12 protein-coding genes are annotated in these 15,643 nt (G+C 60.1%); 7 read left to right on the top strand and 5 right to left on the bottom strand.

Going from position 1 to position 15,643, the window contains the following annotated elements:
- The first annotated feature begins 51 nt into the window (after positions 1-51).
- Positions 52-1,395 carry a GNAT family N-acetyltransferase gene (locus OP10G_RS21680; RefSeq protein WP_144241305.1) on the top strand — a complete coding sequence of 448 codons (1,344 nt, stop codon included), beginning with the start codon at positions 52-54 and terminating at the stop codon, positions 1,393-1,395.
- Positions 1,396-1,749: 354 nt separating this feature from the next.
- Here the strand turns inward: OP10G_RS21680 and OP10G_RS21675 are convergent, their stop codons facing one another.
- Both OP10G_RS21675 and OP10G_RS21670 read right to left on the bottom strand, forming a co-directional pair.
- Complete coding sequence (locus OP10G_RS21675; RefSeq protein ID WP_025228337.1) at positions 1,750-3,759, bottom strand: glycosyltransferase; 2,010 nt, start codon at positions 3,757-3,759, stop codon at positions 1,750-1,752.
- 27 nt (positions 3,760-3,786) lie between these two features.
- Positions 3,787-5,859 carry a cellulose biosynthesis cyclic di-GMP-binding regulatory protein BcsB gene (locus tag OP10G_RS21670; RefSeq protein WP_158409332.1) on the bottom strand — a complete coding sequence of 691 codons (2,073 nt, stop codon included), beginning with the start codon at positions 5,857-5,859 and terminating at the stop codon, positions 3,787-3,789.
- A 473-nt stretch (positions 5,860-6,332) separates the two neighbouring features.
- On the opposite strand from OP10G_RS21670, the gene OP10G_RS26555 reads away from it, so the two are divergent.
- Positions 6,333-6,638: a hypothetical protein gene (locus OP10G_RS26555; protein WP_025228339.1), complete on the top strand. Its 306-nt coding sequence runs from the start codon at positions 6,333-6,335 to the stop codon at positions 6,636-6,638.
- Here OP10G_RS26555 and OP10G_RS21665 read toward each other — a convergent pair.
- Positions 6,584-8,023 carry an aldehyde dehydrogenase family protein gene (locus tag OP10G_RS21665; RefSeq protein WP_025228340.1) on the bottom strand — a complete coding sequence of 480 codons (1,440 nt, stop codon included), beginning with the start codon at positions 8,021-8,023 and terminating at the stop codon, positions 6,584-6,586. The genes OP10G_RS26555 and OP10G_RS21665 overlap by 55 nt on opposite strands.
- 40 nt (positions 8,024-8,063) lie before the next feature.
- Here OP10G_RS21665 and galK point away from each other — a divergent pair, with 40 nt between their 5' ends.
- Together galK and OP10G_RS21655 are read left to right on the top strand one after the other, a co-directional pair.
- Entirely contained in the window at positions 8,064-9,209 is a 1,146-nt protein-coding gene (galK, locus tag OP10G_RS21660; protein ID WP_025228341.1) for a galactokinase, read from the top strand.
- 231 nt (positions 9,210-9,440) lie between these two features.
- A complete protein-coding gene (locus OP10G_RS21655; RefSeq protein WP_025228342.1) occupies positions 9,441-9,686 on the top strand; it encodes a helix-turn-helix domain-containing protein in 246 nt (81 codons plus the stop codon).
- Between the two features lie 22 nt (positions 9,687-9,708).
- Here the strand turns inward: OP10G_RS21655 and OP10G_RS21650 are convergent, their stop codons facing one another.
- The gene (locus OP10G_RS21650; RefSeq protein WP_025228343.1) at positions 9,709-10,131 is read right to left on the bottom strand and encodes a DUF3052 family protein; all 423 of its coding nucleotides are present in this window, start codon (positions 10,129-10,131) and stop codon (positions 9,709-9,711) included.
- A gap of 184 nt (positions 10,132-10,315) precedes the next feature.
- Positions 10,316-11,803: a carboxypeptidase M32 gene (locus OP10G_RS21645; RefSeq protein ID WP_025228344.1), complete on the bottom strand. Its 1,488-nt coding sequence runs from the start codon at positions 11,801-11,803 to the stop codon at positions 10,316-10,318.
- Between the two features lie 337 nt (positions 11,804-12,140).
- On the opposite strand from OP10G_RS21645, the gene rpsL reads away from it, so the two are divergent.
- The 3 genes from rpsL to fusA all read left to right on the top strand — a co-directional run bounded on the left by rpsL (position 12,141) and on the right by fusA (position 15,606).
- The gene (rpsL, locus tag OP10G_RS21640) at positions 12,141-12,551 is read left to right on the top strand and encodes a 30S ribosomal protein S12 (RefSeq protein WP_025228345.1); all 411 of its coding nucleotides are present in this window, start codon (positions 12,141-12,143) and stop codon (positions 12,549-12,551) included.
- On the top strand, positions 12,551-13,021 hold the full coding sequence (gene rpsG, locus OP10G_RS21635; RefSeq protein ID WP_025228346.1) for a 30S ribosomal protein S7: 471 nt from the start codon (positions 12,551-12,553) through the stop codon (positions 13,019-13,021). The genes rpsL and rpsG overlap by 1 nt, the downstream gene beginning before the upstream one ends.
- Positions 13,022-13,470: 449 nt before the next feature.
- Positions 13,471-15,606: an elongation factor G gene (fusA, locus tag OP10G_RS21630; RefSeq protein WP_025228347.1), complete on the top strand. Its 2,136-nt coding sequence runs from the start codon at positions 13,471-13,473 to the stop codon at positions 15,604-15,606.
- The last annotated feature ends 37 nt before the right edge of the window (positions 15,607-15,643 follow it).

The raw sequence follows: 15,643 nt of genomic DNA, 5'->3' as shown, positions 1-15,643 counted from the left end.
GCCGCCATACAGGAACTGCCAAGCGGTACCAACGGTTCAAGAAGAGATTCGATGATAACGGCAAGAACCCCGGATCGGTCGACCGCGCGTCGCGTAGCTCTGCCCGCATTGGCGGACGAACTGCGGTGTCGGGTCGTCGAGACGGAATCTCAGTTTCTTGCCCTCGAGTCCGATTGGCGGTCGATCGGAGCGAAGGCCCCGGCGTCGAGCTCGATGGCCGCATGGCCTTGGCTGGTCGCCTGGTGGGAGACGCTGGGGAGGCGCTGTCCCAGCACGGGCCTCGTCGGCCGTCCCTTCGTGATCGTAATGGAGGATGCCGGCGAGGTGGTGGCAATCTACCCGTTCGTCTGGCATGTCGAGCCGTCTTGGAGCCTACGCCTCCGGCGTTTGCGTCCGATGGGATATGCGGGCCATCTGGAGCCCTCCGGCCTTACGGAGGAGCCGCTGACTGCGGTGTTGCCGGGATTTGAGGAGCGAGGACGGCGAGCCGTGGTCGAGCTCGTTCAGCGGCTTGTGGCGCAGGGGCGTTGGGATTGCGCGATCGTTCGGCAATTGGAGAAGGAAGCCCAAACCGAGTCTTCAAACGGGCAACCGGTTATCCGCGTGAAGGTAAAGACCGGGCCCCAGAAGCTCGTTTTACCGTCCGACTGGCAGGCGTTCCGAAAGGGGCTTTCGAAGTCGATGCGCGATAACCTCAACTATTACCCGCGGCTCCTGACCCGTGCGGGCCATTCCTACGAGGTGAGGGTACACACGTCTCCCGGCGAGATGGATGCGGCCGTTGGAGGGCTCGTGGAGCTTCACAAGGAGCGAGTTTGGAGCGAGTGCCGAAACGGGCATCGCGATTATTTTCCGGAGCCGACTCAGGAGGAGATGCTGCGGCGCGCGCTTCGCGGAATGGCGGCGGAGGGGTTAGGTTACGTCGCCACGCTTCTCGTGGACGGACGAGAAGTAGCATCGCAGGCGTTTTTGGAAACCGATGGGCGAGTGACTATGCACTACTCGGGGTTCGATCCGGAGTTCGCCAAGTTCTCGCCGCTGCTGGTGCTGCAGGCCGAGGTTTTAAAGCAGGCGATGGCACGTGGGGTTCGGCAGGTCAATTTGCTTTACGGTAGCGCACAGTGGCAAAAACGGTGGGGAGCAGAGCCGGTGGAAGCCGAGACCCGGACGCTCATCCTGTCGCGCCGGACGATGCCGCTGATGCGCGCCGCGCTATACGCGGTGAAAAAGGAAGCGATTGCAACCCTGAAACGTCGAGGCTTCTCCCAGTGGCGGGGCCGTGCGGCGGTAGCCGCCAGCGGGTTGGCCAGTGCGGGGGTAGATCTTCACCTTCTCGCGATCCGAACGGCGACCTCGCCGGCACTCGTTCACCACCTCGTCCGCGTGCATCGGTAAGGCCCGCCATTCTTGGGGGGGTGCCCCGGATCGCCGTCGTATCACTTCCAAGTGGGTCCCTAAAGCGGCGTGGAGTGAGATTCGCTCCACGCCTTTTAGAAGCCGGCGGTTGACAAGACTTCTGGTTTATGGACGGAGGTTGTGGGCCCGGCGTCCGATTCGGACAGTCTGAGCGCTCTTGCGGTCCATGGCCCGGCGGCTCTGCTGATTTCCGTTGGCAAAGATCCACCAGAAAAACGGAATACCGAAAAACGACATCAACACGAAGGTCAGAAATATACCGAGCATTGTCTCCCCAGGTGCGATCGCTGCACCTGGTATTTGTGACAGGCCAAGTCCCTTTTTTGTGCGACCTTATGCGGCTTGGAGCTCAGTTTCCATGTACTCATCCCAAGTCATTCCTACTTCTCGTAGGTACATCTCCCTAATGAGCGATGAATCGTTGACGAGGGCGGTTCGGGTAGCGGCAAGGTTCGGGTCGCTGAGCTTCGGAAGCAGCGTCTCTTGCCTAAGTCGGTTCTGTTCGATGCTTCGCACGAGAATCTCACGAACGAGGGGATCGTGCTCCATGAGGGCGCTCTCGACCAGGGCCTCAAAGTTCGGATACTTCAGGAGCGCCTTGGCACAGTTCGCCCGGACGACCCACTTTCGGTCGTGTAGGACGGAGAGCACGGTAAGCGTGAGCTCGGGCCATGTTAGGAAGCCCATGACGCGGGCGAAAGCCGCGCGGACCGAAGTGTCCTTGTGGTTCGCAATATCGTAAAGCGACTGCAGTACGGCGTCCCGGTCCGCGCCGCGGAGGTCCTTCGGGATCACTTCCAGTCCGGATACCACAACTGCCGGATCGTCGGATCGTAGACGCTGCAGGATCGTGGCAGTGGGTGTGATCTCCGTGGACCGGATGTTGTGGACGCGCTCTACCTGGGCGGAGGGCATCGTGCCAACTCCTTCTAAGTGGTCGGTGTTATCCCATCGTACAGCCGTCTTGCCTTGTCTCGCTCGGGCGAAGGTCTGGAGGGCGCGGTAAGCCGCGAGGCCGTTGACGATATTGCTGATCGCAAGGCGCGGAATCGAAAGCAGTCCGGCGGTAGCGCCGTAGACCATGCCGACGAAAACCACTCGCTGCACCATGCGCAACACCATAAACGAGGTGTCGACTAGAACGAGACGGTGGAGAGTCGAGCCTTCTTCGATAACGGGAAGCAGCTGGAACGGTACGACGCCTTTCTCACCCATGTAGAACAGCAGGAAGTAGGTGAGGAGGACGTAGCCCAGCAGCGCGGTGGCGGCCGAAACGAACACCTTGCGATCCTTGATCAGGTTCTCGATCATTCGAGGATCGCCGCTCCAACCGGTGGATTCCCACTCTTGAAGCGAAATGCCGATGATCCAGCGCGTCTTTTGGCGGACCGACCGGGTGAAGTCCATCGGGAAGAACGCCCAGTTGGAAATGAACTCCGGCCGACGGCAGAGCGGTACCCAAGGAGCGTACTTGACATCGGGATTGTCGAGCACGAGGTTCACGAAAACGATCGTGAGACCGGCCTCGCGCATGCGCTTCGACATCGAGTAGTCCTCAGTCATGGACTCTTCGTTGAAGACGGCGCGCCCCTGCATTTCCAGGGTGGTAAATGCGCGCCGGGAGAAGCCGGTGCCGGTTCCCGCGAAGGGGACGAAGCCCGAGACCTTCTCGCGGACGGGCACGTCCTTCATGTGCGTCTCAGAGAACTCGTCGGCATACGTCCAGTGCACAACGCGGGTGTGGCGCGTCGGCAGCGGAAGGATCGGAAGCTGGATGGCGTCGACCCGGGGGATAAGGTAGTTGAAGAGCATGAACGAGTGCGGGTGCACCACGTCCTCTGAATCGTGCATCACGAAGATGTCGAAGTTGATCCCTTCCTGATCCTCGTAAGCCCTGATCGTTCGGTAGACGTTGTTCAGACAGTCGGCTTTCGTCGTGGGCCCGTTCTTTGGGTTGACGACGTTGATAAGCTGCGGGTGCTGGGCGGCCAGGCGGTTGACGGCGTCTTGAGTTCGCTGATCGTTGGGATACGTGCCCACGAAGATCAGATAATTCTTGTATTCGACCCGCTCGATGATGTTTTGAACCATCATCCCCACGACTTCGCCCTCGTTCCACGCCGGAACCATAACGGCGATGCGCTGCTGCTCCCGATCTCGAAGACGGGGCAGGGTCAGACGCTCACGCTTTCGGTAGTAGATCCGGCGGAAGAGCCGGAGCGAGTACGCGCCGATGTCGTAGACGAGGTCCTGAACACCGCTGAACAGGAAGATCAGTCCCACCACCCACGCGAGCCAGTAGGTCAGGTCGCGGAGGATAACAAGAATGTCACGAACGCTCATGCCGATTTTCCCAAGTCTGGGACGCCCTTAGGCGGACGTCCCATGCGTTTTCGGCGTTCGCTTCACGAAGGCTCTCGCGACGAGGAAGATACCGAGCAGGACCAATACGATGATGCTGGTCATGATCAGGAGCATATTAGGCGTATAGCGGTCTTGTTCGGTCGTGCGGTTCTGGGCAACCTCGGCGTCGGAAACCGTGCTGAGCGTAATAAGCTGCCCGTCTGCCGTCAACACGGCGGCTTCGCCCGTCAGGGCCAACGATCGCTTCGGATCCGCCAACAGGCGGGCGAACCGGTCGAGCGCCGCGTCGTCGGCGCCGAGAAGCACGTAAAGCACGCCGGCTTCGTTTGTGGGGGACTTGATCGCCTGGAGGATGGCGCCTCCGTTGAGAGCGTCGTTAACCACCCGAATCTTTGGATTGATAGCAAAATGGCCGTTGCCTTGCGGCGACACAAGGAGCTGTTTCGCAATTGGCTGGAACCGCGATACCTCGTCGTAGTGCCCGATGGCGATCGAACTGTTCTTGGAATCGGGCAGAGCGCCAAACTTGACATCCCAATCGAACGAGTGGCGATTCACCTGAGCGGCCCGCGCGGCGATCACCGCGGCTAGGGAAAGCTGAGATTCGTTCGCGTTCGGCGAGAGCGAGATCATGCTTCGTCGGGGCGCGATTCCGTCGCGGCCGACCAGGTAAGGAAAGGCATCCAGGTAAGGACGACCACCCAGTTGGCCGGTGTTCAGCTCGAAGGAGCTCTCGCCTTCGATGACGGTCCAGGCGACTTCGTCGTAGGTCTTGGAGCAGTCGACGGCGGCGAGGTCGTGGTACGCCTCGAGGTCGACCTGCCAAATATTCTTGGCAAGCTCGGTGACCGGAATTCGAGCCTTAATGAATCCGCCGTTCGCGTTGTCGGCATCAAGCCGTGCGCTGGAGACCGGCACGCCGTTCACCTTTACCGTCAGGATCGATCGAAGCGGGTTCAGGCTAGCGGAGTGTCGGAACCGGATATTGATGAAGGAATCGCGTCCCAGATCAACACGCACCGGCCGCTGAACGGTCAGGGTAGCGTGCTGATGGAAAGCGCCGTTCATCGTGATGACCGGAGTGCCCAGTTCGGTGAACGTAAAAGTTCCGATCCGAGTCGTGGCCGGGCGGGCATCTGCGATGGTATTGCCAGGAATCGATGCGCGGAACCCGCGAAGCTGATCGACCATCTCCGGGTACGCGAGCGTATTACGCGCCGCGTAGATTCCCGCCGGCGTTTTTCCGGTGATCCACAAGCGCGATCCGCCGGCGTAGTCGCCAGGGTACGCCACAAGGTATCCGGGGCCGTCACCGAAGTTCGGCGGCACCTGGCCGGCGATGTTGCCGATGATTATATTCTGAGCCGGCGTGGTCGTCCCAACTCCTACCCGGATCGGCAGGCCGTGGACTCGATCGAGCTCACCCCAGTCGCTGGCGAGGCCGAGCATTTCGGATACGAGGCTCGGATCGGCTCCGTTCGGAATGACCCACCGGCTCTGCACTACGTCGGTCGATAGAGTGTCGAGGAACGGGAATGGGTACGAATAGAGCGGGAAAGCCATCGGCTCGCGGCGCTCCAGGTGAAGCCGGTTACCCTCGTTAAAGCGGATCCAGTTGCCGTGGTTGTCCAAGTCTTGGCAAGGTCCGTCGGTCGATCGCTGTCGCGACACGATCTTAAGTTCGTTGAAGCCCTGCTTGAACAGCTTCAGCGGCAGCGTGACGCGCCATTGGCCTTGTGGCGCCTTGCCGCCGGTCTTCCGGCTGTCGACGGGCGTTCCATTGAGGAGGATCGTGAGGCTGCCAAGCCCTTCGACCAGAGTGGGCGAGCAGGAGTAGTTCAGCTCTACGTACTCGTTGCCCGTAAGCTGAACGCCTGGTCGCAACTCGAAGAAGTAGGACCACTGGTTAGTAGGCTGGGAAAAGGCGGTGCCCTCCGGCAGCAACGGAATGTTGTAAGTCTTCGTTCCTTTCCCGGTTGGAGTAGAGGAAGCAGACTGAGCGAGCGCCCCGGAAGCGAGCATCAGCGCCGCTGCGCCGACAAGAAGAGAGCACGATCGGCGCTTAAGAAATTTCGTCACTGAATGAAAGGGACGGACGGAAAGAGATGATGTTGTCATCGGTCCAAGCTGAACTTACCAGTTTTAGTTAGTCGCCCACGTTAAAATGTTCGGCTGTTTTGGCGAGAGAAGGCAAATAGAAAAAGACTCAGGATAAATACCTGGAAATGCACCAGATGGCAATTCTCTGGCAAAGTATTCGATCAGGCGAATCTGACTCTAGCAGGCCGTCTTGAGTCGAACTTAACTTCGCCCTGAAATTGCCGAGTTTTCCTGCGTGGACACATTCTCTCCCAAACCGCCTCGGTTTGTATGTCCACTCTCATGGGTAACCCTTTCGAGTGACGCGCTCCGTAGAAGCGCAGTGACATGTTTCCGCTACCATGAACGGATAACTTGCTTCGGAGGACGGAGCGACCCATGATATATCCATCGTCAAATCGTTCCTTGCTACGGTTTCCGTAAGGGGTTCGACCTCTTCCTCCGCTCGGACGGTGACAATTTCCGCTGCCCAATACGATCTTATTGCGATCGTCGTTCAAGGCTCGCTGGGTGAGGCCGAGTGGCAAGGATTTGCGAGTGCGGGCGCTCTTCAAGAACTATGTGCCGGCGCCCTCAGCGCGGTGAGGGCCGGAGAGTTGTGCCTTGCTCGCACCCGTGAAGGCGCGATCGAGATGAGAATCATCAATGGCCGCCTTTCGACGGTTATTCCCGCCGAGGCGCTTGGCGGAGCGGTTTCAGAGGTTCACCTCGGGCGCACGAGCATCGTTTTGGATTCCGTCATTTCATCCATCGCGTAGCGGACTCCCTCCCGCCCGAACCCGCTTCGCTTATTTCCCCCGTATGGCATATTGTCGAACCTGAGGGTGGGGTAATCGTTGACGATCACCCCGCCGACGTCCAATCGCCGAAATGCCCGTTCCGCAACGGCGAGGCTATGGGTGAAGATTCCCGTTTGAATCCCGTAGGGAGACTCGTTGACTCGAACGATGGCTTCGTCGATGGTCTCGTATCGAGACAGCGTTAAGACCGGGCCGAAGACTTCTTCGTGGGCGAGCCGAGTGCCGGGTTGCACGTTTTCTAGCAAGACGGGCCGGAGCAAACGACCCTGTCGGCCGCCCCCGGCGATTATCGTAGCCCCGGCGCCGACGGCTTCGTCGATCATTTGTTGAACCCGGTCGGCGGCCTCGTTCGAGATCATCGGACCGCAGACGGTGGCTTCGTCGAGCGGCTCCCCGTAACGGCAAGACTCGGTCGCCGCGATGAGCCGGGACCGCATTGCGTCGTAGATCGACGACTGAACGAGAACGTGCTGGATAGAGATGCAGATCTGGCCCGCGTAACCGAATCCACCGGCAATCGATCTTGCCGCCGCCCACTCCAGGTCGGCATCTCCGTGCACGATCGCCGACGCGTCGCCGCCGAGCTCGAGGAGAACGCGCCGATCAGGCAGTAATTCTTTGAGCTTCCAACCTACCGCGACAGACCCGGTAAAGCTGAGCATCCGGATGCGAGGGTCCTCGACCAGAAGCCTCTGCGCAAGAGCGGGTGGCCCGTTCCAAGCGTTGACCACCCCGGGAGGACATCCGGCTTCATGAATCAACCGCATCAATGTGAGCGTCGAGAGTGGGGCCAGGGGCGAGGGCTTTACGACCACCGTGTTGCCCGATGCCAACGCGGGGGCCAATTTGTGGGCGGTGAGATTGTAGGGCCAGTTGTAGGGGACGATGCAGAAGATCACGCCAATCGGAAACCGTTCGACGGTGCATCGTAAACCTTCGCCGCGGGCATCGGTATCGACGGGAATCGCTTCAAGGCCATAAGTGCCGAGGATGTCGGCGGCGTAGTCGAAGGTTAGCGCCAACCGGGCGACCTCGCCGCGGCTCCAGACGATCGGCTTGCCGACCTCTAGGGTGAGCAGCTCTACGAGCTCGGCTTCCCGCTCTCGAACGAGCGCGGCGATCCGCCTCAGCAGGGCTTGTCGAAGGTGGCGGGGGGATTCGCGCCAGGACTGGTACGCACTGTGGGCGGCGTCGACGCAGGCCTTGAGTTCACTTAGACCACCTTCGGCGGCGGTTCCGAGAATGGCGTTATCGAACGGCGCTCGAACGACCTGTTTGCCGACCGACTGATCGCACGGACCGCCGACAAAGAATCCGTCGATGAGCAATTCGCAGTGCACCATGCTCGGATTCTGGCGTCTTGCCGCCGTCATAATTCCTGCTATGTTTCACTCCGAGCTCCGCGCGCTCTTCCTAGCGAGATTTGGCCACGAGCCGACCCTTTTCGGGATTGCTCCGGGAAGGGTGAATTTGATCGGCGAGCACACGGATTACAACGACGGCTTCGTTTTCCCGGGTGCGATCGATCGTGGGCTCTACATCGCGGCCCGCGTGGTTGAAGGAAAGTCGCACGTGGTTTCGAAGCAGATGGGCGACGGCGAAAGCTTCGATGCATCCTCGGTGGTTCCGGGTGGAGGAATGACCTCTTGGTCCAAGTACCCGGCCGGAATGGCATGGGCTTTGCGCTCGCATGGAGAGCTACCGAACATCGAGGCTTACATCGATAGCGATATCCCAATCGGCAGCGGCGTCAGCAGCAGCGCCGCGATCGAAATGGCGTTTGGCGTGGTTTGGAACATGTTTGCCGGCCTTGGGTTGACCAATCGGGAGCTGGCTAAGCTGGGGCAGGTCTGCGAGAACCAGTTCGTGGGAGTCAACAGCGGCATCATGGACCAGATGGCGAGTGCAATGGGCAAGGAAGGGCGGGCGATGTTCCTTGACACTCGAACCCTCGATATCGCCTATGCGCCGGTGCCCAACGGGGTCTCGGTGGTGCTGTGCGACACGAAGAAGCCGCGGGCGCTGACAGACTCGGCGTACAACGAACGGAGGTCGCAGTGCGAGGAAGCGAGCCAGATTTTGGGAGTTTCCAAACTTCGCGACGCAGACGTCGCGGACTTAGAGGGGGCTAAGCCGAAGATGAGCGACGTCGTTTATCGCCGCGCCCGCCACGTCATCACGGAGAACGAGCGGTGCATCCAGTTCAAGGAAGCGCTCGACGCCGGAGAGCTCGAAAAAGCCGGGAAGTTGATGCGGGCGAGCCATGTGAGCCTTCGCGACGACTACGAGGTGAGCTGCCGCGAGCTCGACGAGATGGCGGATGCGGCCGCCGCCGCGCCCGGATGCATCGGCGCTCGGATGACCGGGGCCGGTTTCGGGGGAGCGTGCGTCGCCCTGGTTCACGACGAGAGCCTGGAGGTGTTTCGAGCCGCTACTCTTTCTGCCTACGACAAGGCGACCGGACTGGGTGGGGAAGCGATGGCTTGCTGCCTGGTTGATGGGGCTCGTATAGTGTCTTCTCTACCCTAGCAATGCGAACAGTTTCGCAAAAACGATTTAGTACGAGTCAGACCCGGTAAAAACCCCGGAGAATAGGGGCCGAGGCGCTCTGGAGACCTGCATGCGACGGGGTGGCGCTTTGATTCGGTTCACAAGACCGGGTTGTCACTCGCTACTCGAGAAATCGTGGACAAGGAAACGAACGCTAAAGGAACGAGGAAGGGTGGATCGATGCCGACATTAGTGACTGTACGTACGGAGATGACGCACCGCCCGGTGCGACTGACGAAGCGCGAGATCGAGGTGCTTAGCCTCATCGCTCAAGGTTGCAGCAGCAAGGAAGCGGCCGACGCTCTGTACGTGTCGAAGCGAACCGTCGATTTTCACCTGGCAAATATCTACGACAAGCTTCAGGTGAACAACCGCGTCCAGGCATTCCGAGCCGCCACCCGCCTCGGTCTGATCCCGTTCGAGCCGACCTTCGGCATGATGCGCGGCGAAGCGTAGAGTTAATGGGAGCCCCGGTGCGCTAAGGCGTTCCGGGTCTCTTTGCGTTTGCCTTGGGCAAACGTCGCACGAATCTCAGTCCGGACCAGACTTCGCTGACCGCGCATACTTTGTTGTCGACCAAGCCAAGCGGAAGAATGAGGTCGCGAAGGGTGTCCTCGGTCACATCCGTGGGAATCTTTGACGATCGCTTGGGCCAGGCCAGCCAGAGGCCTCCCCGTTCGACGAGTCGTAGGATGGCGTCTTCCACGAGCGGCAAGATTTCCTCCGCTCGGGTGACGAAGAGAACGATAACATCTGCGGGTTCTCCTTCCTCGACGCCCGCGGGGATCGGTTCAAGCCAGGCCCAGAACTCAGCGGGAGCATTGAGGGTGATAAGCCGGCTACCCGCCTTTAACCCAAGTTTCTGCGCCAACGGCGTCCCCGAGTAGCCGACGCTTGCCATAAGGCGATGATAACCCCTTCTTGCAGCACAGGAGAAATCCTCCGCATTCCGACCAAGCAGATCGGGAAAGGCTAGCTGAGGCTCAGTTTTGATGCCTCTATGTTAATTGGAGCGGGAAGGGGATCGTGTCACGCAAAGGCGCTAAGACGCAAAGAAATGTGCGGAGGTTCGGCGGCGACGCGGGCTAGAGGGAGTAGATCGCCCGATACTTTGCCTGGGCGTACTCTAGCCAATCGCCGGCTTCCATGGGGCGGCCGGTTACCCGAGTGATGAGGTCTCGGGGGGTGTAGCGGCGGCCTTGCCGGTAGATCTTTTCCTGGAGCCAACCGAGAATGGGCGCGAAGTCGCCTCCGGCCATGAGCTCCTCGGTGTTTGGGATATCGTCGCGCAGACGACGCCAGATCTGGAGACCGATCAGGTTGCCCATGGCGTAGGTGGGGAAGTAACCCACGTAGCCGCGGCTCCAATGAACGTCTTGCAGGCAGCCGAGCGTGTGGGTTGGCGGTTCGATGCCGACATACTCTCTGTACTTGGCGTTCCAGGCCTCAGGCAGCTCGTCCATCTCCAACGCGCCGGTGATGAGGTCGACTTCGAGCTCGAATCGGACGAGGATATGCAAGTTATAGGTGAGCTCATCCGCGCCGACGCGAATGAAGCTCGGTTCGACTTTGTTGATGGCCCGATACATTCTTTCCACATCGAGCGTGGAAAGCTCCGGAAAAACCGCTTGCAGGTCGGGAAGGAATCGAGTCCAGAAGCCGCGGGAACGCCCAATGACATTCTCCCAAAGGCGAGATTGACTCTCATGAACCGCTAACGAGATGCCTCCCGCCAGCGGGGTTCCATCCCATTCGGCTGGCGATCCCTGCTCGTAGAGGCCGTGCCCCATCTCATGAAGTGAGGAAGAGACGATTCCTTTCAGATGGTCGCTGGGACGGGTCGTCATCCGGACGTCGGAGCGGCCCAGGTTGGAGCAAAATGCGTTCGGCGAGAGGTTGAGCCTTCCGCGGTCGAAGTCGAACCCGCACGCGGCGGCGGTTCGCTCGGCAAAGCCCCGCAGCTTTTCGCGGTCCCAGTCTTTGGCGAGAATCGAGTCGTCGACCGGTCGTCCGATTTTCTTGATTTCTCGAACGAGGTTAACGATCGGTCCTTTGATCGCGTCGAACATCGACCGGGCGTCGGCCTCCTTTGCACCGAATTCGTAGAGGCCGAGGAGCGCGTCGTAGGGATGGCCGTCGTAGCCAAGGCGCTCCGCGGTTTCCCGGGCGATGCCGAAGAGCTCCTTGTAGTAGGGAGCCATGCTTGGAAAGTCGTTGGCAGCTTTCGCCGTCTTCCAGACCTCGTACGCCTCGGAGGAAACCTTGGCTTTGCGTTCGACGAGATCGACGGGCAGCTTCGTCTCTACGTCGAGATCCCGCTGAAGGGCGGCTATCGAGCGGCCAGCGTTGGTATCCGGGTCGGTTTCTCTTCCCGCGTCCGCAATCAGCCGCAGCATCTCGTCACTGGTAAGGAGCTCGTGCCGCATGCGGCTGAGAATTTGAGCGTGTGCGGCCCGCGCCGCCGCCCCTCCCGGCGGCATCAGCACCTGCTGGTCCCACCCCATCAGGTTTTGCGCGGCCCGAATGGTGGCGACCTCGGCGTACTTGGCGAGCAGCTGGTCATAGGCGGTCATGATGGGAGTTTAGCTTTGGGAGGCGGTAGGCGTCGGCGTTGAGCGTTGGAACCGCTACGGCTGGGCGCCCAACGCTTGACATCACCTCAACCGAGGCGACATACTCTCGGATTGTCTGGGGGCACTGTGCCTTCAAACAATCACGTGGTGAGGTGGCGCTGGCCGGATTCCGGAGAAACGTCGACAGTGTAACAGCAAGGCTCTCTGGAAGCTAACCTGCGCCCCGATCGCGTGATGACAATGCGATGGGGTTTTTTGTTGCCTGAGCTTGGCCGCAGACCCCATAGGAATGAACCCGAGAGGGAAGTAGCAAGACAAATGAAGCATCGAGGTATGAATGCCGACCGTTAATCAGCTAGTCCGCAAAGGACGTAGCGCTCCTAAAACCAAATCGAAGTCGCCTGCGCTCAAGAGCAACCCTTTTAAGCGAGGCGTTTGCACCGTTGTCCGAACCATGACCCCGAAGAAGCCGAACTCGGCGCTTCGGAAGACGGCTCGTGTTCGTCTGACCAACGGCATCGAGGTCACCGCCTACATTCCGGGCGAGGGACATAACCTTCAGGAGCACTCGGTGGTGCTCGTTCGAGGAGGCCGTGTTAAGGACCTCCCGGGCGTGCGCTATCACATTGTCCGCGGAACTCAGCAGACGGCCGGTACCGCCAAGCGAATGCAGGGCCGCAGCAAGTACGGCACGAAGCGTCCGAAGCCGGGTCAAGCGCCTGCCGCCGCTAAGGGAGGTCGCCGCTAATGCCTAGAAAGGGCCCTCCAGTTAAGAGAATCACCGTTCCGGATCCGATTTACGGATCCGAAATGATGACTCGCTTCATCAACCGGATGATGGTCGACGGCAAGAAGGGCGTCGCCGAGAAAATTTTCTACCGCGCAATGCAGATTTGCGAGGAAAAGTCGGGCACTCCGGCGCTAGAAGTCTTCGACAAGGCGATTCAGAACGCCATGCCGGCGGTCGAGGTTCGACCTCGCCGTGTCGGTGGCCAGACCTACCAGGTTCCGATGGACGTCCGCCCGGATCGCCGGCGAACGCTCGCTCTGCGGTGGCTCATCGCCAACGCCCGCCGCCGCTCCGGCAAGACGATGATCGATCGGCTCAGCTCCGAGATCCTCGATGCTTTCAACGGCACCGGATCCACGATCAAGAAGCGAGAAGACACGCACCGCATGGCCGAAGCGAACAAGGCATTCGCCCATTACCGATTCTAATCGGGCGGGACCAACTGCTAAAGAGGGCCGGGAGCAAGCGCTCCCGGCCCTCTTTATTTGGGCTGTGGCAACAAAAACGATTTCGATCGAGCTAGACGTCTACGAACGGCTCCCCGCTCTCGAGCCCACGTTTCCCGAGCTGTAGCGGTGGTTTCGAGGCAAAAGAAGCCGCATGCTCAACGTTTGGCATCCCCGGAAGGGCCGCCACATTGACTTCCGGCCAGACAAAGCGCAATAATCTCCCCTTGGACCTCAACATCGCGCCATGCGCGGCGTAATAGAGATTCGGGAAGAAACGTTAGAACGCAAGAACGAACGCACTCAACCTGTGACATCTTACAACGCCCCGCTGAAAAGGTGGGGTGTTTTGTTGAGGAAAGGTCGCTCCGGCATAGAGCCGCGACGACCCCAACGCCCGCGTAGTTAATTTTTCAAGAAGAGAAACCAAAATGCCCCGTAGTCACCCTTTAGAGTTGGTTCGTAACATCGGTATTGCCGCGCACATCGACGCCGGCAAGACGACCACCACCGAGCGGATCCTCTTCTATACCGGAAAGGCGCACAAGATCGGCGAGGTTCACGACGGCGCGGCCACGATGGACTGGATGGAGCAAGAGCAGGAGCGAGGAATTACCATTACCTCGGCTGCAACGTCATGCTTCTGGTCCGGCTCCAAGAAAGACCGGCCGGAGCACAAGATCAATATCATCGACACGCCGGGCCACGTCGACTTCACGGTCGAAGTGGAGCGCTCGCTACGCGTCCTCGACGGCGCGGTGTGCGTGCTTTGCGCGGTGGGTGGCGTTCAGCCCCAGACCGAGACGGTTTGGCGGCAGATGAACAAGTACAAGGTCCCGCGGATCATCTATGTCAACAAGATGGATCGCTTGGGTGCGGACTTCTTCACGGTGCTTCAGCGCGTGAAGGAGCGACTTGGCGCGAACGCGGCTCCCATCCAACTCCCGATCGGCTCGGAGTCGGACTATCTCGGCTATGTGGACCTCATCAACATGAAGGCCTACACGTACGACAAGGAAGACGACAAGGGCAAGACGTTTACCGAGAGCGAGATTCCCGCCGACCTTCAGGACCTGGCTGCCGAGTATCGCGAGAAGATGATCGAGTCGATCTCAGATTTCGACGATTCGATCATGGAGCGATTCCTCGATGGACAGGAACTGACGGTGGCGGAAATTACCGACGCCCTCCGACGCGGAACGCTTGCGAACAAGGTCGTCCCCATGATCTCGGGCTCGTCCTTTAAGAACAAGGGCGTGCAGGCGATGATCGACGCGGTTTTGGACTATCTGCCGTCGCCGATCGATGTCGGCGAGGTCAAGGGCATCAACCCGCGAACCGAGGAAGAGATCTTCCGGGCTCCGGACGACAAGGCGCCGTTCAGCGCGTTGGCGTTCAAGATCATGTCGGACAAGTACGTTGGCCGTCTCACCTTCCTGCGCGTCTATTCGGGCGTGCTCAAGAAGGGTTCGCAGGTCACCGTCGCTTTCCGCGATCCGGTCTCGAACGACTTCCGATACCGAACCGAGCGCATTGGCCGCATTCTGGAAATGCACGCGAATAGCCGCAACGACATCGACGAGGTGTACGCCGGTGAGATCGTGGGTGTCATCGGTCTGAACGACGTCAACACCGGTCACACGGTGTGCGACTCGGACAACCTGATCGCCCTCGAGTCGATCAAGTTCCCCGAGCCGGTCATCCAGATCGCGGTCGAGCCGAAGACGAAGGCGGACCAGGAGAAGTTGGGTACCTCCCTGCACCGTTTGGCGCAGGAAGATCCGACGTTCCGAGTCTTCACCGACCCGGAGAGCGGGCAGACGATCATTTCGGGAATGGGCGAGCTTCACCTCGAAATCATCGTCGACCGACTAAACCGCGAGTTTGGCGTCCAGGCAAACCAGGGCAAGCCGCAGGTTGCGTACCGCGAGACGGTCCGCATCAAGTCGCGCGCCGAGGGCCGCTTCATCCGCCAGACGGGTGGCTCCGGTCAGTACGGCCACTGCTGGGTCGAGATGGAGCCGATGCCCCCCGGCACCGGGTTCGTGTTCGAGAACAAGGTCACAGGCGGAACGATTCCGAAGGAGTACATCCCGGCTTGCGAAAAGGGAATCCGAGAGGGGCTCATCGCGGGCGTCCTCGCCGGTTACCCGGTCGTAGACGTCAAGGTGTCACTCACCGAGGGTAGCTACCACGAAGTCGACTCGAACGAAAACGCGTTCAAACAGGCTGGCCTCATCGCTTTCAGGGAAGCGATGAAGAAGGCGAACCCGGTACTGAAGGAGCCGATCATGCATGTGGAGGTCACGACCCCCGAGCAGAATGTCGGTGACGTCGTTGGCGACATCAACAGCCGCCGGGGACGGATCGAAGGAATGGAGAACGCGCTCGGTGGAGCTTCGGTGGTCAACGCCCACGTTCCGCTGTCGGAGATGTTCGGCTACGTCACGACCCTCCGGTCGCTGACCCAAGGCCGTGCTCAACCGAACGTGACGCCGTCGCACTACGAGGAAGTCCCAAACTCGATAGCGGCGGAGATCACGGCGAAGGCCCAGGGCGGACGGTAAGTGCGCGTCCGGTAAAACCGGGCCCGCCACCGCTAAT

Origin of the sequence: Fimbriimonas ginsengisoli Gsoil 348 (genome assembly GCF_000724625.1) — a bacterium.
GTDB lineage: Bacteria > Armatimonadota > Fimbriimonadia > Fimbriimonadales > Fimbriimonadaceae > Fimbriimonas > Fimbriimonas ginsengisoli.
This window is presented reverse-complemented; position numbering and strand designations above follow the sequence as displayed.